General features: G+C 67.8%; 20 protein-coding genes and 2 tRNA genes. 6 read left to right on the top strand and 16 right to left on the bottom strand.

The window, feature by feature from the left end; genetic code table 11:
* Nucleotides 1–3: 3 nt before the first annotated feature.
* The 4 genes from IG75_RS0133435 to IG75_RS39460 form a co-directional block, all read right to left on the bottom strand.
* The gene (locus IG75_RS0133435) at nucleotides 4–1,002 is read right to left on the bottom strand and encodes a conjugal transfer protein (RefSeq protein ID WP_245713450.1); all 999 of its coding nucleotides are present in this window, start codon (nucleotides 1,000–1,002) and stop codon (nucleotides 4–6) included.
* A 91-nt stretch (nucleotides 1,003–1,093) separates the two neighbouring features.
* Nucleotides 1,094–2,212 carry a GAF domain-containing protein gene (locus IG75_RS0133430; RefSeq protein WP_030525367.1) on the bottom strand — a complete coding sequence of 373 codons (1,119 nt, stop codon included), beginning with the start codon at nucleotides 2,210–2,212 and terminating at the stop codon, nucleotides 1,094–1,096.
* A 435-nt stretch (nucleotides 2,213–2,647) separates the two neighbouring features.
* Nucleotides 2,648–3,541 carry an ROK family protein gene (locus tag IG75_RS0133425; protein ID WP_030525368.1) on the bottom strand — a complete coding sequence of 298 codons (894 nt, stop codon included), beginning with the start codon at nucleotides 3,539–3,541 and terminating at the stop codon, nucleotides 2,648–2,650.
* A 45-nt stretch (nucleotides 3,542–3,586) separates the two neighbouring features.
* Nucleotides 3,587–4,060 carry a hypothetical protein gene (locus IG75_RS39460; RefSeq protein ID WP_156059358.1) on the bottom strand — a complete coding sequence of 158 codons (474 nt, stop codon included), beginning with the start codon at nucleotides 4,058–4,060 and terminating at the stop codon, nucleotides 3,587–3,589.
* A 271-nt stretch (nucleotides 4,061–4,331) separates the two neighbouring features.
* Between IG75_RS39460 and IG75_RS0133415 the strand changes: the two genes are divergently transcribed.
* Nucleotides 4,332–5,108, top strand: a complete 777-nt coding sequence (locus IG75_RS0133415; RefSeq protein WP_063834232.1) for a MerR family transcriptional regulator — start codon at nucleotides 4,332–4,334, stop codon at nucleotides 5,106–5,108.
* Between the two features lie 41 nt (nucleotides 5,109–5,149).
* Here the strand turns inward: IG75_RS0133415 and IG75_RS0133410 are convergent.
* Nucleotides 5,150–5,223: transfer RNA gene (locus tag IG75_RS0133410), tRNA-Pro, on the bottom strand.
* Nucleotides 5,224–5,870: 647 nt separating this feature from the next.
* A tRNA-Gly gene (locus tag IG75_RS0133405) sits at nucleotides 5,871–5,941 on the bottom strand.
* A gap of 484 nt (nucleotides 5,942–6,425) precedes the next feature.
* Here IG75_RS0133405 and IG75_RS0133400 point away from each other — a divergent pair.
* On the top strand, nucleotides 6,426–7,376 hold the full coding sequence (locus tag IG75_RS0133400; protein WP_030525371.1) for a GGDEF domain-containing protein: 951 nt from the start codon (nucleotides 6,426–6,428) through the stop codon (nucleotides 7,374–7,376).
* A gap of 10 nt (nucleotides 7,377–7,386) precedes the next feature.
* Here the strand turns inward: IG75_RS0133400 and IG75_RS0133395 are convergent, their stop codons facing one another.
* Together IG75_RS0133395 and IG75_RS0133390 are read right to left on the bottom strand one after the other, a co-directional pair.
* Nucleotides 7,387–8,199: an Fpg/Nei family DNA glycosylase gene (locus tag IG75_RS0133395; RefSeq protein WP_030525372.1), complete on the bottom strand. Its 813-nt coding sequence runs from the start codon at nucleotides 8,197–8,199 to the stop codon at nucleotides 7,387–7,389.
* A gap of 24 nt (nucleotides 8,200–8,223) precedes the next feature.
* Nucleotides 8,224–8,697 (bottom strand): ribose-5-phosphate isomerase, encoded by a 474-nt coding sequence (locus tag IG75_RS0133390; protein ID WP_030525373.1) that lies wholly within the window; start codon nucleotides 8,695–8,697, stop codon nucleotides 8,224–8,226.
* 77 nt (nucleotides 8,698–8,774) lie between these two features.
* Between IG75_RS0133390 and IG75_RS0133385 the strand changes: the two genes are divergently transcribed.
* Nucleotides 8,775–9,830 (top strand): M48 family metallopeptidase, encoded by a 1,056-nt coding sequence (locus IG75_RS0133385; RefSeq protein ID WP_051715467.1) that lies wholly within the window; start codon nucleotides 8,775–8,777, stop codon nucleotides 9,828–9,830.
* Between the two features lie 45 nt (nucleotides 9,831–9,875).
* Here the strand turns inward: IG75_RS0133385 and IG75_RS0133380 are convergent, their stop codons facing one another.
* The gene (locus tag IG75_RS0133380; RefSeq protein ID WP_030525375.1) at nucleotides 9,876–10,523 is read right to left on the bottom strand and encodes a mycothiol-dependent nitroreductase Rv2466c family protein; all 648 of its coding nucleotides are present in this window, start codon (nucleotides 10,521–10,523) and stop codon (nucleotides 9,876–9,878) included.
* 216 nt (nucleotides 10,524–10,739) lie between these two features.
* Here IG75_RS0133380 and IG75_RS0133375 point away from each other — a divergent pair, with 216 nt between their 5' ends.
* Nucleotides 10,740–11,963: an NAD(P)/FAD-dependent oxidoreductase gene (locus tag IG75_RS0133375; RefSeq protein WP_030525376.1), complete on the top strand. Its 1,224-nt coding sequence runs from the start codon at nucleotides 10,740–10,742 to the stop codon at nucleotides 11,961–11,963.
* A gap of 124 nt (nucleotides 11,964–12,087) precedes the next feature.
* Here the strand turns inward: IG75_RS0133375 and IG75_RS0133370 are convergent, their stop codons facing one another.
* Nucleotides 12,088–12,927, bottom strand: a complete 840-nt coding sequence (locus IG75_RS0133370) for a phosphoribosylaminoimidazolesuccinocarboxamide synthase (protein WP_030525377.1) — start codon at nucleotides 12,925–12,927, stop codon at nucleotides 12,088–12,090.
* A gap of 120 nt (nucleotides 12,928–13,047) precedes the next feature.
* On the opposite strand from IG75_RS0133370, the gene pepN reads away from it, so the two are divergent.
* The gene (gene pepN / locus IG75_RS0133365; RefSeq protein WP_030525378.1) at nucleotides 13,048–15,615 is read left to right on the top strand and encodes an aminopeptidase N; all 2,568 of its coding nucleotides are present in this window, start codon (nucleotides 13,048–13,050) and stop codon (nucleotides 15,613–15,615) included.
* Between the two features lie 86 nt (nucleotides 15,616–15,701).
* Here the strand turns inward: pepN and IG75_RS0133360 are convergent, their stop codons facing one another.
* The 3 genes from IG75_RS0133360 to IG75_RS0133350 form a co-directional block, all read right to left on the bottom strand.
* Complete coding sequence (locus IG75_RS0133360) at nucleotides 15,702–16,166, bottom strand: DUF5130 domain-containing protein (RefSeq protein WP_051715450.1); 465 nt, start codon at nucleotides 16,164–16,166, stop codon at nucleotides 15,702–15,704.
* A complete protein-coding gene (ctaJ, locus tag IG75_RS0133355; RefSeq protein ID WP_030525380.1) occupies nucleotides 16,153–16,446 on the bottom strand; it encodes an aa3-type cytochrome oxidase subunit CtaJ in 294 nt (97 codons plus the stop codon). Before ctaJ ends, IG75_RS0133360 begins: the two co-directional genes overlap by 14 nt.
* 313 nt (nucleotides 16,447–16,759) lie before the next feature.
* Nucleotides 16,760–17,191: a globin gene (locus IG75_RS0133350; RefSeq protein ID WP_030525381.1), complete on the bottom strand. Its 432-nt coding sequence runs from the start codon at nucleotides 17,189–17,191 to the stop codon at nucleotides 16,760–16,762.
* A 253-nt stretch (nucleotides 17,192–17,444) separates the two neighbouring features.
* Here IG75_RS0133350 and IG75_RS0133345 point away from each other — a divergent pair, with 253 nt between their 5' ends.
* On the top strand, nucleotides 17,445–18,164 hold the full coding sequence (locus IG75_RS0133345) for an HNH endonuclease (protein ID WP_245713451.1): 720 nt from the start codon (nucleotides 17,445–17,447) through the stop codon (nucleotides 18,162–18,164).
* Between the two features lie 34 nt (nucleotides 18,165–18,198).
* Here IG75_RS0133345 and IG75_RS0133340 read toward each other — a convergent pair whose 3' ends face one another.
* The 3 genes from IG75_RS0133340 to IG75_RS0133330 form a co-directional block, all read right to left on the bottom strand.
* Nucleotides 18,199–18,876, bottom strand: coding sequence for a DUF8185 domain-containing protein (locus IG75_RS0133340; RefSeq protein WP_030525383.1), 678 nt, complete (start codon nucleotides 18,874–18,876; stop codon nucleotides 18,199–18,201).
* Nucleotides 18,877–18,994: 118 nt separating this feature from the next.
* Nucleotides 18,995–19,435 carry an acyl-CoA thioesterase gene (locus IG75_RS0133335; protein WP_030525384.1) on the bottom strand — a complete coding sequence of 147 codons (441 nt, stop codon included), beginning with the start codon at nucleotides 19,433–19,435 and terminating at the stop codon, nucleotides 18,995–18,997.
* A gap of 35 nt (nucleotides 19,436–19,470) precedes the next feature.
* A partial coding sequence (locus IG75_RS0133330) for an NAD-glutamate dehydrogenase domain-containing protein (RefSeq protein ID WP_030526063.1) occupies nucleotides 19,471–21,167 on the bottom strand: 1,697 nt, incomplete at its 5' end.

Below are 21,167 nucleotides of genomic sequence, written 5' to 3'. Positions count from 1 at the left end.
ACGTCAGTTCTGGGTGGCCCGTGGAATCTCTACGGTCGTGGTGGGTGCCCCGGTGGTGGCACCCGGCGCCGGACCGGCCTTCTCCCCCTGGTTCACAACAGCGGTGAGCGGCTCTTTCAGGGCCGGCAATGTCTCGATGACCCGCACCTGCCACTGCCCGTCACCGCGCACCATCGTCAGCGGATAGGCCAGTGCCGGAGCGGCCCCGGACTGTCCTTCGGGAGTGACTGTCGCCAGCACTCGCGCGGTGTCACCGGCGGCTCCGCAGGTGGTGTCCTCGGCGGTGACGGCCACCGTGGACAGTTCCGTGAACGGGGCCGGCCGCAGTGCCGCGATCCCGGAGTCGACGCTCACGTACCGTGCGACATCTCCGGAGCCGGTGAGGTAGGCGGTGAGGAATCCGGTGACGACCTGTGTGAACGGAGTCTCCTCACCGCACGGTGCCGAATAGGCCTGGGCCAGATCGGCTCCGATGCCCGGCGGCTGCACCGCGGCGGGCAGGGTGAGCGCCCGTAGATTCCCCTCCGATATCGAGACCGGCACACGGTAGTACTGCCGAGCGCTGTCGGCTTGGTTACGCCCCACATGTACCGAAACAGTGACCGACCAGACCTCCACGGTCCCGGCGGACAGCGTCCGACTGGTGTAGACGATGATCGGGTCGCGCACCTGCTGACCGGTTTTGGGGAGCGAAAGCTGCTGGGAACCGCCGACGTACCGTGACAGCGCCTCCTGTTGCCCGGTCCCCGCGCTCAGGTAGGCGACCACGAAGTCCTCGGCGAAAGAGCCGGCGAGGCGGTCGTGACCGGCAACGACAACCATCTGGTCGTCGCCGGGGGGCTGCGGATCGGCGGCGAAGAAGTCGTAGACGGCGTGGCCACCACCCAGTACGGCCAGGACCGCGAGAACGATCACGACGATATTGTCGCGGCGCCTGCGCGCGGCCATCTGGCGAAGCAGCGCTTCGCCGGAATCGGCACGTCCGGCAACCCCAGTCCTCACTCTCGAAATGGTAAAGAGCAGCCGGGCCACCACCCGGAGACGCCTTCCCACATCTGGGGACTCCGCTGCTCGGTCGCGGGCCCCGCGCCACTCAGGACATCGCGTTGTGCCGCAGCCGGCCGGCCAGCCGGTATCTGAGTTGGTCGTCGTATCCGATCGGCGTTCCCGGCGCGGCCAGATCCGCCGGTTCCGGTTCCACCATGGGAATATCGTCGGCAACCCGGACGAGCTGCGCGATGGCCAGTTCGCGATTGGAGAATCCGGGGTAGGGATACAGCAGCAGTGAGGTCGGGGTGTAGCCGCCGGCGTAGTTGAGCGCCCGTAACGTCACCCCGGCGCTGTCGCCACCGTTCACCCGGGAGCCCAGATCCATCAACCGGACCCGATCCTCGGGATGGAACACATCGACCGGCCGGAACAGGTAATCCCAGCGGATCCAGGGCGCGGGGTCGGTGAGCCAGTGGGAAATGCTGGCATGCGCGAGCTGAACCACCGCCAGGTGATTCCCCGCCCGCCGATGCGCTTCCCGCAACCCGACACTCTCCAGCGTCGGCCAGATCGCCGGGTCGTGTTCGGAGGTGATGTCCTCTATGAGCCACCAGGCACCGCGCACGTACTCGTCGTTGCGCGCCCGCACCGTGATCCGCCACCGGGTGACACGGCCCGCGTTGCGCAGTACGGAGACCTCGAATTGCAGCTTGTCTCCGGGAACGGGCCGGTAGAGAAGATCGAGCACTTCGGCGTGCCGATCGAAGGCGGATATCCGGTGGAAGAATTCCGCGATGGACATCCGCGGTACGTACTCCTCGGGGGCGATCCCCGAGAGGGCGGTGATACCACTGGGTTGCGCGAGGGTCTGACTGTCCAGATCCCAGACCACTCCGACCGCGCCGGGTAAGGGCGGTACCGGCCCGTTTCGGGGTCCGGCCCACCAGCGAACAGCGTGGACGTCGCCCCCGGGCCCGAAGACCGGACGCACGATCAGCCGGTGCGGACCCGAGCGGGTGGACACGGACTTGTCCACATCGACCGAACCTTCGATGGAGGCACGGAGAGCTTCGGTGATATCACGGGTGCTCAGCCCGTCGTACAAGGCCGGCGTGCGTGCGAGCTGCCGCTGCAGTACTCGCCGCCAGTCGGCGAACTCCCGTGCGGTATCCCCGACCGACGCGACCGAGAATCCTTCCGGCGCCAAAGTTTCGACCGTCACCCAGGGGATCACTGCGCCCTCTCATCGCGTGCGTCCTACTGTTGCGCGGTGGGTGCCTCAAACGAGACAACGGCCGCAAGAGATAATGTACCGTTGCGCAGCGGCACGTTCAATAGTGGACCTTGGACTACCACGAAGTGCGCACCCCGCAACCGGGCCGCACGCAACCCCGGTTGACCGCTCCCCCGGCGTGCCGACTCGGGAATTCTACGGAAACCCTTGGCAACACGAGCCGTTCGGGTCCGGGAGCGGCTCCCACTCCGCCTATGACCCGCACCGGAGCCGGGAAGGGAACTTCATGGGAGACTTCGGCTAAACATCGGCAAACCGGCCGGTGCCGACCGACTGCCGACGCGGAGCCGCCGCGGCATGGCACTCTCGGCGGAGCGCCCCGAACGAGCCGACCCCTTCGAATCCGGTATTCGACAGGGAAATTCACTCACCCTGCGAGGTCAGGGCGATAACGCCCGCGCCGGCCAACAGGCCGAGATCCTCCAGCTCCGACGCAACCGCCCGCAGCCCGGTAAGGAATGGTAGCCGCGCGTGCATCGCGACGGCGTTGTGCAGTGACTTCCACAGTGCCGATCCCGGCGTGGCGATCGGCCCGCCGATCACCACCCGGTCGATGTCGAGCAGGGGTGCCACCGAGGCGATCGCCCGGCCCAGCGCCGTACCGGCCCGCTCCAGCGCCGCGACCGCCGTCCGGTCGGACGCCTGCGCGTCGGCCGCCAGGGCCTCGAGCGAGTCCCCCGCCCAGCCCTGCTCGCGCGCCCATTTCGTCAGCGCCGCACCACCGGCCACCGATTCCAGGCATCCGCGCCCTCCGCATGCGCATCGCCCGTCGTAGCCGGGCACCAGCACATGACCGATCTGGCCCGCGTTGCCGGTACGCCCGACCACCACGAACCCGCCGACCATCACACCGCCGACGATCGTGTCCGAGACATACATCGACAGCGAGTCCATTACGTCTTGGGTGGCGCCGAAATGCCGTTCGGCCAGCGCCAGGCACACACCGTCGAGGGCCAGCGCGACCGTCGCGGCGGGGAACAGCTTCTGCACAGCTTCCACCAGCGGGAAGCCGGATTGCCATTCCTTCACCTGATCCGGTGCCACGACTCCGGAGGCCATATCGATCGGTCCGTTCGAGGCGATGCCTACCGCGGTGACATCTCGCCCAGCGGCGATCCGGAGTAGCAGCTCCCGAACCCGATCCCACGCCCCGGCACGCGGGATCGCGATCCGCTGGACCCGGTCGGCCCCGACGTCGTCGGCGATCTCGATCGCCGCGAACCGGGTCGGACCGATCTCCAACGCCAGGATTGTCATCTACGCACCACCAGAGCTAGATCCGTGTTTGCCCCGGAGCATAGTTCAGACCGCCGCCGACTCCGTCGGCCGAAGTGGGCGGCCCAGCACGATATGCCGTTTCGGGGCACCGGCGACCGCCGTGCCGTGCGTGGGGCGTGGGCCGTTGCGGATGATGCGCATCGGGCGTTTGTGGTCGATGGGCACGGTCCGGTGCCGGTCGAGATTCTCGATGACGTTGCCCGAGTTGTCGTAGGCGACGCCCGCCCAGATCATGGCTCGCGGTGCATCGCCCCGCTCGATGAGTGTCTGCGCCAACCCGCTGCACTGCACGAACAGCGGGCACCCATAGCAGATGCGCACCGCTGAATGCCAGGCTTCCGGAGTCCCGGAGTCGAGGTCCCAGCTGTCGGGTACCTCCGCGCACGGCGGCCGCTGCGCCGATTTCGCAGGCGCCGGCAGCGGCGTCGCGGGAAGCCGGGAAGTAGTGGTGGCGCGGGGTGTAACCACGCTCAGGGAACGAACTCGCATTGTGCTCATAACCGTCTCCGGAACTGCCGAGGGCACGCCGGGGGAAACCGATACGTGTCCCGTTGGTCGGGCGGAACGTCAGGGCTGCTCAACAGTCCCCGGAAACCAGCTGATGTCAGCTGTATCACGCACGTTAGAGCACGGAAGGCCCTTCAGGCAAGGTCTCATGCCGTTAGGTAACGGGACGTTGACATGTTTTTCACATCTTTTAGCCGCTGCTCAGCGGTTCGTTTGGTTACGGACCGTTTATCTACGGGCCCGATTATGGTTTCCTATACGTATGGCTGGCGAATCCGAGTACACGATCGACGAGCTGGCGCGGGCTGCCGAAACCACCGTGCGCAGTGTCCGCGTGTACCACGAGCGTGGGCTGCTGCCCTCGCCCGACGTCCGGGGCCGGATCGGCTACTACGGCTCGGACCACCTCAACCGGTTGCAGACAATCAGCCGTCTGCTCGGCCGGGGTATGAAACTGAACGGTATCCGGGAACTCCTGGCCGCCTGGGACCGCGGTGACGGTCTCGGGGACGTGCTGGGTGTCACCGATCAGACCGTCAGCACACCCGGACGGCAGGCCCCGGCCCCGGCGAAGCCCGAGCCCGAAGAGCCGGTCCACGAACTTCCCGAATACGTCCAGCAGGCACTGGCCGCCAGTGACGACCCCTTCGACGTGTACCGGGTCACCAACCCGCGCTGCAGTGATCTGGCCACCCGGCTCACCGACGCCGGTCTGCCCGCCGCCGCCACCTTCCATCTGGTCGAACGTATGCGCTCGGACTGCGACCGCATCGCCGACCGCTACGCCGCCGAGATCTTCTACGTACTGGCGAGCCGCGCCTACGAGCTATCGGAACGAAACCCCAAGGACCGCACCAAACTGGAGACCGACCTGGCCATCGCGCGGCTGATCGTCACCCGGGCCGCGTCCGAATTGATCGACCAGGCCTTCGGGCGCCGCGCGGAACTCCCGGCGCCGGATGTGGAGATCGGGCTTCCCCGCGCCGGTCAGCAGAGCGCGGTGAACGACGGCAAACAGCCGTCACGGTCACGAATCTGAGGGACGGATCAGCGGCGCGCGGCGGCGCGAACGAACATTTGTCGGGGTGACAGGATTTGAACCTGCGACCACCCGCTCCCAAAGCGGGTGCGCTACCAAGCTGCGCCACACCCCGTACTCTCCCCGGAGGGAAACGAGCACCGGTCCGGAACGGGTGACGGAATCCAACCCGCACCATCAGCTCTCGGACGACGGCTCTTCAGTAGTACGGGACCTGCCCATATGCCAGAAAACCGCTGGTCGAACTGACTCTCGCTCCGCTCGATCGTACCCGATCGGGCCCGTGCGACCGAACCGATGTCCATACCGGCCGGATCTCACCGTGTTCTCCCGTCCCCGTCGCCCGGGGACGTTCGAACGAGAACAAGATGCCACGCATTCACGGCGAAGGCAAACCACGCAGCAGCGCTGCATCGACACGGTCGTCCTGGGGGGGAAGACCGTCTGCGCAAGGCCGGGCCGGCCCGTCCGGTGACACCGGCACCCGGTCCGGGCGCGCTCACCGCTCGGCGGTGACCACAACGTCAGGGGCACAGCAATTCCGGTCCGGCCGGCCGACGGCCGTCTTCCCGGCATCCGGTGGGTAGGAAATGCCCGATCCGCTCCGGCGGCCGATAAAAGAGGAACAACAGATAGGCAACGCGTACCGGCCTCCGACGCCCTCGCGGCCGCACCGGCGCTCGGTTCGGTTGTCGGCGCGGCCACCGTGGCGGTTCCCCCTCGAACCGGCGGCACCAGCCCTGACGGCAGGGCCTTCGTGTGAGCGGGTGACGGGAATCGAACCCGCACCATCAGCTTGGAAGGCTGAGGTTCTACCATTGAACTACACCCGCATGCATACGACATCCATGGGATCGCCACGATATCGTGTGCACAGCGACTCTACCCAATCGTGGTTTCATTTCGCCAATCAGCCCCTCACCGGCCCAGAAATCACCGGTGGCGCCGGGCCCGCGTGCGCTCCGCCGACTTACCAATAGCGGGAAAGACGCATTCCGGGGTCCCCCGGGGCCGCTCGCCGGACCGGGCGCGGCACGGATATTTCTGCAAAGGTGTGTAACGCAAGCGATTCCGCGACGATAGGGGCAGAGATCACTGTTGTACCGGGGCCCCGGAACTTGTTCTAGAACGCAGGTCGGCGGGTTCCACCATCTTGCTACGATCTTCTTGCCGGACGGGGTATCTGGAAAGGGGGCGGTAGCGTGCACCCGACAAGGTGGACCATCCGCATAGCAGTACGACAGAGCCGGCCCAGCCCGGTACCGACGCGGCGGACCCTGATCCGCGGCGTGAGCTCCGCCGCCGCCGGTGGTCGATATGACCACTGAGATCCGGCCACCCGTCCGTTCCACGGCACGTGAGTGGGCGCTGGCCGCCGGCGCCCAGCCCGACGCCGATATCACCGCCGCCGATATCGAACCCGTACTCGTCGAAATCCTCGAGCAACTCCTGGACCTCACCGTTTCCGATCCCTTCCCGATTCGCGCGGCCCGCCGGCTCGGCGCCCGGCTCTGCGCCGAACCGCTCCAGCAGGTCCGGATGCTCGCGCTGGTCACGCGCACCCTGCTCGGCTTTCCGGCCGGCCCGCGCGGCTCCCTGGTGGCGACCCGATGGCCGTTGGTGGCCAGCCAGGCCATCGACAGCTATGCCCAGGCGCTCCAAGAGCTGGCCCTGGCCCAGCAGAAGAAGAACCTCTCCGACGAGGCCACCCAGCGGGTCCGCGAGTTCGCCGCGCTGCAGCAGCGGCTCGAACACGAGGCCACCCATGACGCGCTGACCGGGCTGGCCAACCGCACCCTGCTGCGCAAGCGGGTACGCATGATGGCCGAACAGGCCGACCGCGGGGTGGGTTTGCTGGTGGTGGATCTGGACCGGTTCAAGCAGATCAACGACAGCTACGGTCACGCGGTGGGCGACGAGGTGCTGGTCGAACTGGCCAAGCGGCTGCGGGAGGTGGCGCCACCGGGGGCGGTGGTGTGCCGCTACGGCGGGGACGAATTCGTGCTGGCGGCCGGGATGGCCGACAACCGCGTCACCGAACTGGCGCACGCCATCGTGCACGCGCTGAACGATTCGGTGTGGTCGTCGGTGGGGCCGGTACCGGTCTCGGCCAGCGTCGGCACCACCTATGCCCCGCCACAGGACCGCAGCGAACTGGCCGAACTGCTGCGCCGGGCCGATCAGGCGATGTACTCGGCGAAAACCGCGGGCGGGCGCCGCTACGCCGGGGCCGAAACGCTCGACACCGGCACGGCCGTCGCGGGCTGAGCGGCGCGGTTCAGGCGGGTTGGCACTGCGCGCACCAGAACAGGTTCCGGCCCTCCAGCACCGTATGCCGCACCGGCCCGCTACAGCACCGGCAGGGTTCTCCTGCCCGGCGGTAGACATAGGTGCGCGGCCGGTCCGCGGCATAGGAGGGCGCCCCGTGATCGTGCTCCGGCCGCACCACATGCATCTTCCCGCGGCGCACGCCCACCCGCATCAGGTCGACCAGGTCGGCCCACAGCGCCGACCACTGCGCGGCGGTCAGTTCGGCGCCCGGGCGTTGCGGGGAGATACCGTGCCGGAAAAGTATTTCCGCGCGATACACATTGCCCACTCCGGCGATCACCCGCTGATCCATCAGCAAGGATCCGATACTGCGCCGTGAGCGGCGGATCCGCGCCCACGCCCGGTCCGGGTCGGCGTCCGGGCGCAGCGGGTCGGGTCCGAGGCGGGCGATGAGCGCCTCGGTCTCCGGCGGGGTGAGGATCTCGCAGGCGGTGGGCCCGCGCAGGTCGGTGCCGAACCCGCGGCCGTCGCGGCCCGGTCCGGTGAGCCGCATCCGGACCTGCCCCACCGGCTCGGGCATCGGCAGCTCCGATTCGCTGAAGGCGCCGTACAACCCCAGGTGGATGTGCACGTACAGCTCACCCTCGTATTCGTGGAGCAGATGTTTGCCCCACGCCTGGGAGCGGACGAGAATCCGGCCGTCGACCCGGGCGGCTCCCGTCGCGAACTTCCCCTGCGGGCTCGTCACCCGCACCACCGCGCCGGCCAGCCGCTGTTCGTGCCGGCGGGCGAGGCGGTGCAGAGTGTGACCTTCCGGCACCCGACTACTCGCCTGCCCGATGGATCAGTTGGCGGGCAGCGCCGGCGGTTCGCCGGACTTCTCGTAGTCGGCGAGGATATCGATCCGGCGCTGATGCCGCTCCTCGTCGGACCACGGGGTCTCGATGAAGGCGTCCACGATCGCGAGGGCTTCGTCGCGCGAGTGCATCCGGCCACCGATACCGATCAACTGCGCGTTGTTGTGTTCGCGGGCCAAGCGTGCGGTTTCGACGCTCCAGGCCAGGGCGCACCGCGCACCCGGCACCTTGTTCGCGGCGATCTGCTCGCCGTTACCGCTCCCCCCGAAGACCAGTCCCAGGCTGCCCGGGTCGGCGACGGTGCGGCGGGCCGCCTCGATGCAGAAGGCGGGATAGTCGTCGAGCGCGTCGTAGACGAGGGCGCCGCAGTCGACGACCTCGTGACCGGCCTTTTCCAGGTGGTCCTTGACGGCGTTCTTCAATTCGAAACCAGCGTGATCGGCACCCAGGTATACGCGCATGGCTGCGATTCTGTCAGGCCCGTAACCGGACGCCGACGGCGGGCGGTGTCACCGGCTCACTGCTTAGAGTCGTGGGTATGCAGCCGCACGACCCTCAGCAGCCGTCCGGATCCGGCCCCGGCGCCGCCTGGTCCGCGAGTACACCGGAGCCCGGGCCCTACCCGTGGCTCACCGACCGCCCCGCCTCCTCCGTCCCGCTCCCGGGCGGGTATCCCCCACCGCCGGTGCCGCGGCACGAGCCCCGCGGGCTGTCGCCGTTCGGGATGCCCGCCCGGCACAGCTGGGAGATCCCGCTGCTGGTCGTGGTGATACTGCTCACCGTCGGCTCGTATCTGCTGGCTTTCCTGCTGCTGTTCCTCGGGCTGGTCAACCAGTACATCCTGCTCCTGGTGGCGGCGCCGCTGCTGCTCTGGTTCGGTCGCGGCGTCAACCTGTCATCCCAGCGGGTCAACGGGGTGAAGATGTCCCCTTCCCAGTTCCCCGAGGGCTACCGGATGGTGCAGGAGGCCGCGGCCCGCTTCGGTATGGCCAATGCCCCGGATGCCTACGTCGTGCTGGGCAACGGCCGGATCAACGCCTTCGCCTCGGGACACGGTTTCCGCCGTTACGTGGTGGTCTACAGCGATCTGTTCGAGATCAGCGGCGCCGCCCGGGAACCGGACGCCCTGGCGTTCATCATCGGTCACGAAGTGGGCCATATCGCGGCCGGCCACGCCTCGTACTGGCGGCAGCTCGGCATGTTCCTGGTGCCGTTCCTGCCGGTGCTGGGCAACTCGCTGATCCGCGCCCAGGAGTACACCGCCGACAACCACGGTTACTGCCATCGGCCGCAAGGGGCACCCGCCGCGATGGGCACCCTGGCGGCCGGAAAGTACCTGAACTCGGTGGTGGGGTTCGACGAGATGGCCGACCGCGCGGCCCAGGAACGCGGGTTCTTCGTCTGGATGGTCAATGCGATGGCCTCGCATCCCGTGCTCACCTGGCGCATGTGGGCGCTGCGTGATCGCAGCCGGCACGGGAAGCTGTTCTGGCGGCCCGACCCGGCCCCGCCGCGGTTCGGCCCGCTGCCCGGGCAGCCACCGCCTCCCGGGTACGGCGGCGACGCGGTCGCGCTGTCGAAAGCGCCGCGCTGATCCGGGTGGGTTGCGGCTTCCGGTCGGAAACCGCAACCCCGCGGCTCAGTCGAATTCCGGGCTCTCGTCCCGGGTGCGCTTGAGTTCGAAGAAGTGCGGGTAGGCCGCCAGCGTCACCACGGCATCCCACAGTTTGCCCGCTTCCTCACCGCGCGGGATACGGGAGAGCACCGGGCCGAAGAACGCGACCCCGTTGACGTGGATGGTCGGCGTGCCGACATCCGGGCCGACCTTGTCCATCCCGGCGTGGTGGCTCTTGCGCAGCGCCTCGTCGTATTCACTGCTCTCGGCAGCGGCCGAGAGTTCGGCAGGCAGCCCGATCTCCGCGAGCGCGTCCGCCACGATCGCGGCGAAAGTGCCCAGGCGGTCGTCCTCGCGCTCGAACTCGGCGCGGCGATTGTGGAACCGGGTCCCCAGCGCGGTGTACAGGGGCGACAGGATCTCCTCGCCGTGCTGCTCGGCCGCGGCGACGGCCACCCGTACCGGCCCCCAGGCGTAGGTCATGAGCTCCTGGTACTCCGGGGGCAGATCGCGCCCCTCGTTGAGCACCGCCAGGCTCATCACATGGAACCGTGTCTCGATATCGCGGACCTTCGCGACCTCGAGGATCCATCGGGAGGTGATCCAGCACCACGGGCACAGCGGGTCGAACCAGAATTCGGCAAGGTCCTTCTTCACGGCCGAGTCGGGCACGTTTCGTTCCTCTCCACAGGTCGGCGGCGGATACCACCCACCGCCACGGTTACCGCCGCAGTGCCGGCCGGTCACCGGACACAGGCGCTGTAACGAGCAACCCCGCCCGGTGGATTTTCGTTCCCGAACCGGCCCGGAGACGAGTGCTGTCTTTTGTAGGCTGACGGGAGGATTCGGATCGTCGCTGGAACCGCCCACCACAAGGGAGTATCAGCCATGACCTCTGCGCAGCATTTCGTCATCGTCGGCGCCGGCCTGGCCGGGGCGAAAGTCGCCCGGGCGCTGCGAGACAACGATTTCGACGGGCACATCACTCTGATCGGCAGAGAGGATCGACTGCCGTACGAGCGGCCGCCGTTGTCCAAGGAGTACCTGGCCGGGACGAAACCGGTCGAGGAGTTCACCGTGGAGACCGCGGCCTGGTACCGGGACCACAATGTGGATCTGCGGCTGGGCACCGAGGTCACCGCGATCGACCGGGCCACCCGGACCGTGGCGCTGCCCGACGGCTCGACGCTGGAATACGACAGGCTCGCGCTGGCCACGGGCGCGGAGTCCCGTGTCCTGCCCATTCCCGGCGCCGATGCCGAGGGTGTGTACACCCTGCGCACCCTGGGCGAATCGGATGCGCTGATCGAGCTGTTCCGCACCGCCCGGCGCCTGGTGGTCATCGGGGCGGGCTGGATCGGGCTCGAGGTCACCGCGGCGGCACGCGCCGCGGATGTGGCGGTCACCATCCTCGAAACCGGCTCCGCGCCCCTGGTGGGCGCGCTCGGCCCGGAAATGGGCGAGGTCTTCGCGCAACTGCACCGCCGCCACGGGGTCGACCTGCGTTTCGGGGCGCGGGTCCAGCAGATCACGACCGCGGACGGCCGGGCGACCGGTGTCGCGCTCGCGGACGGTACCGAATTCGGCGCGGACGCGGTCCTGGTCGCGGTGGGGGCCCGGCCGAATATCGAACTCGCCGAAGCGTCCGGTCTGCTGACCGGGAGTGGTGTCCTGGTCGATGCGAGCCTGACCAGTAGCGATCCGAATATCGTCGCGGTGGGCGATATCGCCGAGCAGGACCACCCGGTACTGGGCCGCCGTATCCGGGTGGAGCACTGGGCGAACGCATTGAATCAGCCCGCGGTGGCGGCCGCGGCCATGCTCGGCCGCGCCGCGTCCTACGACCGGCTCCCCTACTTCTTCACCGACCAGTACGACCTCGGGATGGAGTACACCGGGTTCGCCGCACCGGGCGACTACGAGCAGGTGGTCGTCCGCGGTGACCGCGACGGCCTGGAATTCGTCGCGTTCTGGCTCGATCCCCAGCACCGGGTACTGGCGGGGATGAACGTGAACGTGTGGGATGTCGGTGACCGGATCAAGGAGCTGATCCTGTCCGGCGAACCGGTCGACCCGGCCCTGCTGGCGGACCGCTCGACGCCGTTGTGGTAGGTGACCCACGTCACTCGAAAACGGGTGAGGCGGAATCAGCGACCCGGCTCCGGCTTTGTCGTGAGCGCGCCGAGCCGAACACGACTACCGCACGCTACGAGCGGCCCGGCCCCGGCACCGCGCCTCACGCCCCCGGCGACCCCCAGCTGCGGCCGGTGATCAGCTCGTAGGCTTCGACGTACTTGCTGCGGGTCGCCGCGACGATATCGGCCGGGATCTCCGGGCCGGGCGGTTCCTTGTCCCAGCCGGTGGAGGTGGCCCAATCCCGGACGAACTGCTTGTCGAACGACCGCTGCGGCCGGCCGGGCTCCCACTCCGCGGCCGGCCAGAAGCGGGACGAATCGGAGGTCAGGAGTTCATCGCCGAGGGTGAGGACATCACCGTCCCAGCCGAATTCGACCTTCGTATCGGCGATGATCACACCGCGTTCGGCCGCGTAGGCCGCGCCCCGGGAGTACAGGTCGAGCGTGAGGTCGCGCAGTCGCCCGGCGACCTCGGCACCCTCCTGCGCGACCACCTCGTCGAAGGTCATGGGCTCGTCGTGGCCGGTATCGGACACTTTGGTGGTCGGGGTGAAGATCGGTTCGGGAAGTTTGTCGCCCTCGCGCAATCCCTCGGGCAGCCTGATCCCCGAGACCGAACCGGTGCGCTGGTAGTCCTTCCATCCCGAACCCACCAGGTAACCCCGGGCGACACACTCCACCAGCACCATCTTCAACGGCTTCACCCGCACGGCCCGGCCCGCGAACTCCGGCGGCACATCCGTAGCGGAGAGCACATGGTTGGGGATATCGGCGAAATACTCGAACCACCAGTTCGACAGCTGGGTCAGCAGGGCGCCCTTGTCCGGGATCGGGGTGGGCAGCGAGACGTCGTACACCGAGACCCGGTCCGAGGCGACCAGGAGCAGCGTGTCGCCGTCGGTGTACAGGTCGCGCACCTTTCCGGCGTGCACATGCTTCACGTTATCGCTCCGATCCTGGTCGTGTGGCCGGCGAGATCGACTCCCGCGCGGGCAACCTTACCGGCGTGGCATTGTGGACAACGCCCGTGCCCGTTGCACTCGTGTCCTCGAAGGAGCCCGATGTCCGCACCGAACCTCACCCGCGAACAGGCGATCGAACGCGCCGAGGTCGTCTCGGTCGAGAACTACCGCATCGACCTCGATCTGACCGACGGGGCGGGGAAACCGGGCGAGCAGACGTTCCTGTCCCGCAGTACGGTCACCTTCACCGCGAAACCCGGTGCGTCCACGTTCGTCGATATCGTCGCCCGGGGAGTGCGTTCGGCGGTGCTCAACGGCACCCCGCTCGATATCGACCGCTACGACGAGTCCACCGGCCTCACCCTCACCGACCTCGCCGAGCGCAACGAACTCGTGGTGGAAGCCGACTGCGAGTACTCCCACACCGGTGAGGGCCTGCACCGGTTCGTCGATCCGGCCGACGACACGGTCTATCTGTACTCGCAATTCGAGACGGCCGACGCCAAGCGGATGTTCGCCTGCTTCGACCAGCCCGACCTCAAGGCCACTTTCGATATCGAGGTCACCGCCCCGGCGGACTGGAAGGTCATCTCCAACGGCGCCGGCACTGTGGACGGCGGGAAGCACCGATTCGCCACCACTCCGCTCATGAGCACCTACCTCGTGGCGCTCATCGCCGGTCCCTACGCCGAATGGACCGATACCTACACCGACGAGCACGGTGATATCCCGCTGGGCATCTACTGCCGCGCCTCGCTGGCCGAACATATGGACGCCGACCGGCTGTTCACCGAGACCAAGCAGGGTTTCGGTTTCTACCACAAGAACTTCGGCGTCCCGTACGCGTTCGGGAAATACGATCAGCTGTTCGTCCCGGAGTTCAATGCCGGCGCCATGGAGAACGCGGGCGCGGTCACCTTCCTCGAGGACTATGTCTTCCGGTCGAAGGTCACCCGGGCCTCCTACGAGCGGCGCGCGGAGACCGTACTGCACGAGATGGCGCATATGTGGTTCGGCGACCTGGTCACCATGAAGTGGTGGGACGACCTGTGGCTCAACGAATCCTTCGCGACCTTCGCGTCGGTGCTGTGCCAGGCCGAGGCCACCGAGTACACCAGCGCCTGGACCACCTTCGCCAATGTCGAGAAATCGTGGGCGTACCGGCAGGATCAGCTGCCCTCCACCCACCCGATCGCCGCCGATATCCCCGACCTGGCGGCGGTGGAGGTGAACTTCGACGGCATCACCTACGCCAAGGGCGCGAGCGTGCTCAAACAGCTCGTGGCCTACGTCGGGCTGGAACCGTTCCTGGCCGGTCTGCGCGCCTACTTCGCCGACCACGCCTACGGCAACGCCACCTTCGACGACCTGCTGGCCGCGCTGGAGAAATCCTCGGGTCGCGATCTGTCCACCTGGGGCGCCCAGTGGTTGAAGACCACCGGCCTCAATATCCTGCGCCCCGACTTCGAGGTCGGCGCCGACGGCACGTTCACCTCCTTCGCGGTGGTCCAGGAGGGTGCGGCGCCCGGCGCCGGGGAACAGCGCGTGCATCGCCTGGCCATCGGCGTCTACGACGACCGCGACGGCAAACTGGTACGCACCCGGCGGGTGGAACTCGACCTGGACGCCGCCGAGCGCACCGAGGTCCCCGAGTTGGTCGGTACCGAACGCGGGAAGTTCGTGCTGGTCAACGATGACGATCTCACCTATTGCTCGGTGCGCCTCGATGCCGATTCGCTCGATGTGCTGGTGAACCGGATCGCCGATATCGCCGACCCCCTCCCCCGCACCCTCGCCTGGTCCGCGGCCTGGGAGATGACCCGGCAGGCCGAGTTCCGCGCCCGCGATTTCGTCGCGCTGGTCCAGCGGGGTATCGGCGCGGAAACCGAGATCGGCGTGGTGCAGCGGCTGCTCATGCAGGCCAACACCACCCTGCGCAGCTACGCCGATCCGGCCTGGGCCGAGACCACCGGCTGGCCGGAATACGCGAACCGGCTCCTGGAGCTGGCGCGTGAAGCGGCTCCCGGATCCGATCATCAGCTCGCGTTCGTCAACGCTCTCACCGGCGCCAAACTGTCCGCCTGGCACAGCGAGGTGCTGCGCGAACTGCTCGATGGCGATCCGGCGGCCGTCGGCCTGCCCGGCCTGACCGTCGACACCGACCTGCGCTGGCGGTTGCTCACCGCCCTCGCGGCGGCCGGCGAGATCGACGCCGACGGCCCGGACACCCCGACCATCGATGCCGAACTGCGCAACGACGAAACGGCGGCCGGCCGGCGGCAGGCGGCCACCGCGGCCACCGCGCGCCCGCTGCAGCAGGTGAAGGAATCGGCGTGGGAGAAGGTGATCGGCGACGATTCGGTCCCCAACATCACCGCCCGTTCCATCGTCGGCGGTTTCGCGCCGGCCGGCCAGGACAGCCTGCTGGCGCCGTTCGTGGCGCGGTATTTCGACGAGATCCCCGCGGTCTGGGAACGCCGGTCCAGTGAGGTCGCGCAAACCGTGGTGGTCGGGCTGTACCCGGCCTGGGATATCAGCGACGAAGCCGTCGCCCGCGCCGACGAATTCCTCGCCGCCGATCACCCGCCGGCCCTGCGACGCCTGGTGAGCGAGGGTAAAGCGGGGGTCGAGAGGTCACTGCGGGCCCGCGCCTTCGATATCTCCTGAGCTCCGAACAGCGAACGGCGCGTCCACCAGTGGTGGACGCGCCGTTGTCGTCTCTGCGAGTGCTCCCGGCCATCGGCCGGAAGGTGTCAGCGGCCGATGGCGGCGGCCATCACCCGCACCGCCGAGATCAGCCCGTCGATCAGCTCACCCTGTCGCAGCGAACTCAACGCGGCGGTGACCCCGAGCTGGCACACCCGGTCGTTCGCGCGCTCGGCCACATCCCTCCCGGAGCGGACCTCCACGGCGTGGTCGTTCGGGGAGACGGCGATGAGCACCGAACGTGCCGCCTCCGGGGTGGTGGGGAACAGCGCGTCGACCGTGGCCGCGGGATCCACACCGAGATCGCCGATGAACACGTTGAACCGGACCTTGGTCGCCCGAGTGGCCTCAGTGAGCACATTGTCCATGGCCAGCCGCTCGTTGTTGTCGAACGGCGCCTCTTTGAACACGTCACCGGCCTCGTGCACCCCGGAGACCCGGCCGCTGCTGGTGAGCGCGTATCCACGCGGCAGTTCGGACTCGACCACCGCCGGCCACTTAGTACTTGCCACTTGCCCGGCCTCCGATCAACGCTGCTTTGGGTGCCTCGAGGGCATCGAACGCCACATGCGAGCCGTGCGACGACTCACCGGCGTCATAGGAGTGACCGGGACCGGTCACCTCATCGGTGGCACTCCACAGCACCGGGGCGGCCGTCCACTTCTTGCTCATATCGAAGTGGACCGGCTTCTCACCGGGCAGCGGCTTACCGAGGTACGACAAACCAGCGATTATGAGGTAGATCCCCAATGGGATACCGGCGAAAATCGCCACCGTCTCGAGAATGCTCACGCCCTAAAGGTAGACGATCCTCTGTAGTAGTTCACCGAGGGATAGCCCGTGTCACCGGTAACACCCCCCATATCCCGAGGTCACGCACCCGACAGACGCCTCGCCTCCAACGCAACCACCTGCGTCGAGTCCTACGAGACACCTCGAAGGGTCGCCACAGGCGGCGCCAAAAAACACAGCACCTTCACGAGCGAGACCGCATCTTCGCTTCCACGAGCAAGCCGACATCCCGACCCCACGACCGAGCCGGCATCCCCACCGTCATGACCCCGTGCGCGACTCGCACCGACCGGGTGCACCACCGCCGCCGATCTCACCAAGCCGAGTTGACCAGCGAGTTCGCCGCCATCTCCAAATAGTCCAGCAGCCGGCGCCGATGCTCGTCGTCCAAGGCTTCCGGCTCGATCTCGGCAACCGCGATGCGCATACAGCGCAACCAGGCGTCCCGCTGTACCGGACCGATCTGGAACGGCATATGCCGCATGCGCAGGCGCGGATGGCCGCGTTCGTCGGAATAGGTGCGAGGGCCGCCCCAGTACTGCTCGAGGAACATGCGCAGCCGGCGCTCGGCCGGGCCCAGGTCTTCTTCCGGGTACATGGGGCGTAGTACTTCGTCGGCGGCGACCTCGCGATAGAAAACGGCCACCAGCCGGTGGAAGGTGTCCGCCCCGCCGACGGCCTCGTAGAAGGAGTGTGTGGCCTGTTCGCCCGCCGGAGTGCCCGAAGCCGTATTACCCGAAGTCATGAACCCTCTCGTTTCGCCGGATGCGCCGTCCATTGTGCCCGCGCCCGCACGGGTTCGCAGATTCGCCGGCTCCGCGGCCGGTGCGACCGCTCGCACCTGGTGTTTCGGGCTCTGTGGCCCGAGGGGGTCGCTTCAGCGACAGTTAACCGGCCATTGTGCAAAATAACCGTGCGCTGCGGGGCTTTCCATGGTCAACTGGGTTTTGTCTCGCCGAGATACCACATGATCTTGAAACGCAGAATTTGGGGTCGACATGAAGCAACGGACCGGCGCCCGATCACCGGAGGCGATACGCCACCGACAACTGAAGCCCGCCGACGTCCACGCTCGTGGGTCGGGGGCTCCTCCGCTGCAACTGCTGTCCGATCACACGGTCGACCGGCACACCGCCGCTCGTTCCGATTCCCTGGACGGGAGCGATTCCGCTCCACACCTCGCCGTGCCGCAGCCGATCAGCTGGCTGAAGCGCCGCGTCCTGCTTCTCAACGCCACCTACGAACCGCTCACCGCGCTCACCGCCCGCCGCGCGATCGTGCTGCTGGTCTGCGACAAGGCCGACGCCGTACACCACGACCCGACCGGTCCCGTCCTGCATTCGGCCGGCGCCGCAGTCGCTATTCCCTCGGTCATCCGGTTGCGCACCTATGTCCGGGTTCCCTACCGTGCCCGCGTCCCGATGACCCGGGCGGCACTCATGCAGCGGGACCGCTACCGCTGCGGCTACTGCGGGAGCAAGGCCGAAACCATCGATCACGTCGTCCCGCGCAGCCGCGGCGGCGAACACAGCTGGGAGAACTGTGTGGCCAGCTGCGCACCCTGTAACCATCGCAAGGCCGACAAACTGCTCAGCGAACTGGGCTGGACGCTGCGCGCACCCCTGATATCCCCGAAGGGGCCGCATTGGCGTCTGCTGTCCACGGTCAACGAACTGGACCCGGTCTGGCTGCAATACCTCGGCGAGGGTGCGGCCTGACGCCGCGACGGCACTGCGGCCGGGCGCAGCGGTCTCAGGCTCCCGCCGCCGGGGTCAGTGAGAGCCCCCCGGTTCGCCGGCGGGCGACCGAACCGTAGCGCGCGTCCAATCGCAGCCAGGTATTACTCGCGCGCACCCGGACCAGCTCACCGGGCGGAATCCGCTCGGAATCCGCTCGTTCTCCCGCGTGCGGGATGAAGTCCATGGCGGTGAGGGCGAAGACCACCCGCATCGGCACCTGTACCCGTACCTGCGCCGCGGAGACGGTCAGCACGGTCTGATCGAGCAGCGACGCGGGTGGCCCGTGCCCGGAGCCGTGTTCCTTCGCCAGGTCGGCTCCGCGTTCGGCGAGTTCGACCAGGGTGCGGGCGGGCAGATCGTCGATATGCCCGAAACCGCTGTCCGGCGGCAGCGCGCCCCGCCATGCCGAATCGAGCGAGTAACCGAGATCGATCGGGCCCGGCGTGGACAGTCCGGTCAGCACGGTGTCCACACCGACCGTCACATCGTCGGCGGCCAGCTCGGCGGCGATCGTGCGGGTCGCCAGCGCTTCGAAGCCGGTGGCGACCCAGGCGGCCACCAACCCGGTGCCGCGCCGCCGCATCCGCACCACCACCGCCGGATCGAGGCGCTGTGCGCGGGTGAGGAAGGTGGCCAGGTTCTCGCGTTCTGCCGGGTCCGGTACGGACAGGACCCGCTGGTCGGTCGTCACGATCGGACCGGTACCGCCGACCCGCTCATGCCGTGTCCATCGAGCATGAGCGAGCGCCGTCGACCGGTCGACACACTGACGCGGAGGACGAAGCGCAGGGAAGGTATCGCACTACCGCTCATGCGGCCAGCCACTGGGCGAGATAGTCGCGTTCGGGACCGGTGAGCCGGCGCAGCCGCTGGGTTCGGATATCGAACGCCGCCAGCTGCGTGGTCGCGGTGACCGCGGCGGGCGAGTCGGGCGGGGAACCCGCCGCCCGGACCTCGTAGGCGACGGTGAAATCGACCGCCCGCAACTGTTCGATCCACATGGCGATATCCAGCGGCGTGTCCTCGTGCCGCAACTGCCCCCGATATTTCACGTGCAGGTCCGCGAGCACGCAGCCGTCGCGCAATCCGACGGTCGGCCGATCGTCATCGAACAGCCAGGGGATACGCGCCTCCTCCAGCAGCGTCACCATCCGGGCGTGGTTGACGTGCTGGAAAACGTCCATATCGGACCAGCGCACGTGCACAGCGGTGTGGAACCGCCGCGGCGAAGCCGCAGCGGGTACCTCCACATCCGGACTCGCTCCGTTGCGGGGAACAGCGTTCGTCACCGTGGTACCTCCGATTGGGCGCCCACCCCACTCACCATGCTGCGCACCTGCCGCGCCGCAACCGACAGCGTGGCGAGATCGTGGGTTCCGGACTCGAACAGTTCCGCCAGCGCCGCGCGGGAACGGCCGAGCCGGGACTGATTCTTGGACTCCCAGTATGCAATCTTCTCGTCCGCGCTCTCCTCGGGGTCGCCACCGGAGAGGACATCGAGGGTGAGCGACCGCAGCGAGCTGTACATATCGTCGCGCAGGGCGAGCCGGGCCAGCGCGTGCCAGCGGTCGCCGCGTTCCAGATGGCTGACCGCCTCCAGCAGCCAGTCGATCTTCAGATGCTCGTTCAGCGCGTAGTACAGCGCGCCGACCTCCTCACCGGAGCGGTCGGTGATATCGGCGATATCGATGACGTCGAGCAGCGGGAACAGATGCAACAGGGCGAAGACCTCGGTCGCGAGATCCAGCGGCGCCCCGTGCGCGACGAGGTCGGCGGCCTGATCGGTGAGCGTGGTGACGTGGTGACCACGCAACCAGCCCGGCACCTTCGGCGCGAGTTCGCGCACACCCACCCGATACCGGTTGATCTCGGCGCCGACGGCGATGGGCTGGGGCCGGTTGGTCAGCAGCCAGCGGGACGCCCGGTCCAGGGTCCGTTTGGTCTCCAGTTCGAGCTGGTCGCGGACGCCCACTGTCGTATCGGCGGCCCGGATCCGGTCCCAGATATCGTGCAGGCCGAAGATATCGGTGACGGCGGCGAAGGCCCGGACGGTATCGGTCGCGGTGGCGCCGATCTCTTCGCCCAGCCGGAATGTGTAGGTGACGCCGCCGTAGTCCACCACCTCGTTGGCGATCATGGTGGTGACGATCTCCCGGCGCAGGCGATGTTTCTTGATCGCCACACCGAACCGTTCCCGCAGCGGGGTCGGGAAGTATTCCGGCAGCCGGGCGGCGAAGAACGCGCTGTCGGGCAGATCGCCGGCCAGCAGGTCCGCTTTCAGCGCCAATTTCACATGGGCCAGCAGATTCGCGAGTTCGGGCGAGGCGAGCCCGGTGCCCTCCTCGAGCCGGCGCTTGAGGACGGCGTCGGTGGGCAGCGCCTCCAGACCCCGATCGAGTCCGCGCTCGGTCTCGAGTTCTTCGATGAGACGCCGGTGCACATTGAGCATCCGCGCCGACTCCGCCCGGGATATGCCCATCACATAGTTCTGGGACACATTGTCCTGCAGCACCATCTGCGTATTCACCTCGTGATCGGAGCAATCCACCCCCGCGGAATTATCCAGCGCGTCGGTGTTCATCTTCCCGCCGTTACGGCAGAACTCGATACGCCCCAGCGCCGTCACACCGAGGTTTCCGCCCTCACCGACCACCTTCACCCGAAGCTGGTCGGCATTCACGCGAACCGCGTCGTTCGATTTATCACCGGCGTCGGCGTTCGTTTCCGAACTCGCCTTGATATAGGTACCGATACCGCCGTTCCAGAGCAATTGCACCGGGGCGAGCAGAATGGCGCGGATCAATTCGGGTGGGGAAAGTTTCACCACATCGTCGGGCAGCCCGAGCGCCGCCCGGGCCTGCGGACTGATGGGCACCGATTTCACGGTGCGGTCGTAGACGCCGCCACCCGCACTGATCAACGAACGATCATAATCCGCCCAACTCGACCGAGCCAACCCGAACAACCGCGACCGCTCACCGA

Source organism: Nocardia rhamnosiphila NBRC 108938 (assembly GCF_000720425.1).
GTDB classification, from domain to species: domain Bacteria; phylum Actinomycetota; class Actinomycetes; order Mycobacteriales; family Mycobacteriaceae; genus Nocardia; species Nocardia rhamnosiphila.
The sequence above is the reverse complement of the archived record's forward strand: the minus strand, read 5'-3'. Positions and strand labels throughout refer to the sequence as shown.

Bases quoted from the DNA above. Each gene is read 5' to 3' on its own strand.
- IG75_RS0133425 (WP_030525368.1), bottom strand. From the start codon at position 3,541: ATGACAATCCTGGCGTTGGAGATCGGTCCGACCCGGTTCGCGGCGATC.
- IG75_RS39460 (WP_156059358.1), bottom strand. From the start codon at position 4,060: ATGAGCACAATGCGAGTTCGTTCCCTGAGCGTGGTTACACCCCGCGCC.
- IG75_RS0133415 (WP_063834232.1), top strand. From the start codon at position 4,332: ATGGCTGGCGAATCCGAGTACACGATCGACGAGCTGGCGCGGGCTGCC.
- IG75_RS0133400 (WP_030525371.1), top strand. From the start codon at position 6,426: ATGACCACTGAGATCCGGCCACCCGTCCGTTCCACGGCACGTGAGTGG.
- IG75_RS0133390 (WP_030525373.1), bottom strand. From the start codon at position 8,697: ATGCGCGTATACCTGGGTGCCGATCACGCTGGTTTCGAATTGAAGAAC.
- IG75_RS0133385 (WP_051715467.1), top strand. From the start codon at position 8,775: ATGCAGCCGCACGACCCTCAGCAGCCGTCCGGATCCGGCCCCGGCGCC.
- IG75_RS0133375 (WP_030525376.1), top strand. From the start codon at position 10,740: ATGACCTCTGCGCAGCATTTCGTCATCGTCGGCGCCGGCCTGGCCGGG.
- pepN (WP_030525378.1), top strand. From the start codon at position 13,048: ATGTCCGCACCGAACCTCACCCGCGAACAGGCGATCGAACGCGCCGAG.
- IG75_RS0133350 (WP_030525381.1), bottom strand. From the start codon at position 17,191: ATGACTTCGGGTAATACGGCTTCGGGCACTCCGGCGGGCGAACAGGCC.
- IG75_RS0133345 (WP_245713451.1), top strand. From the start codon at position 17,445: ATGAAGCAACGGACCGGCGCCCGATCACCGGAGGCGATACGCCACCGA.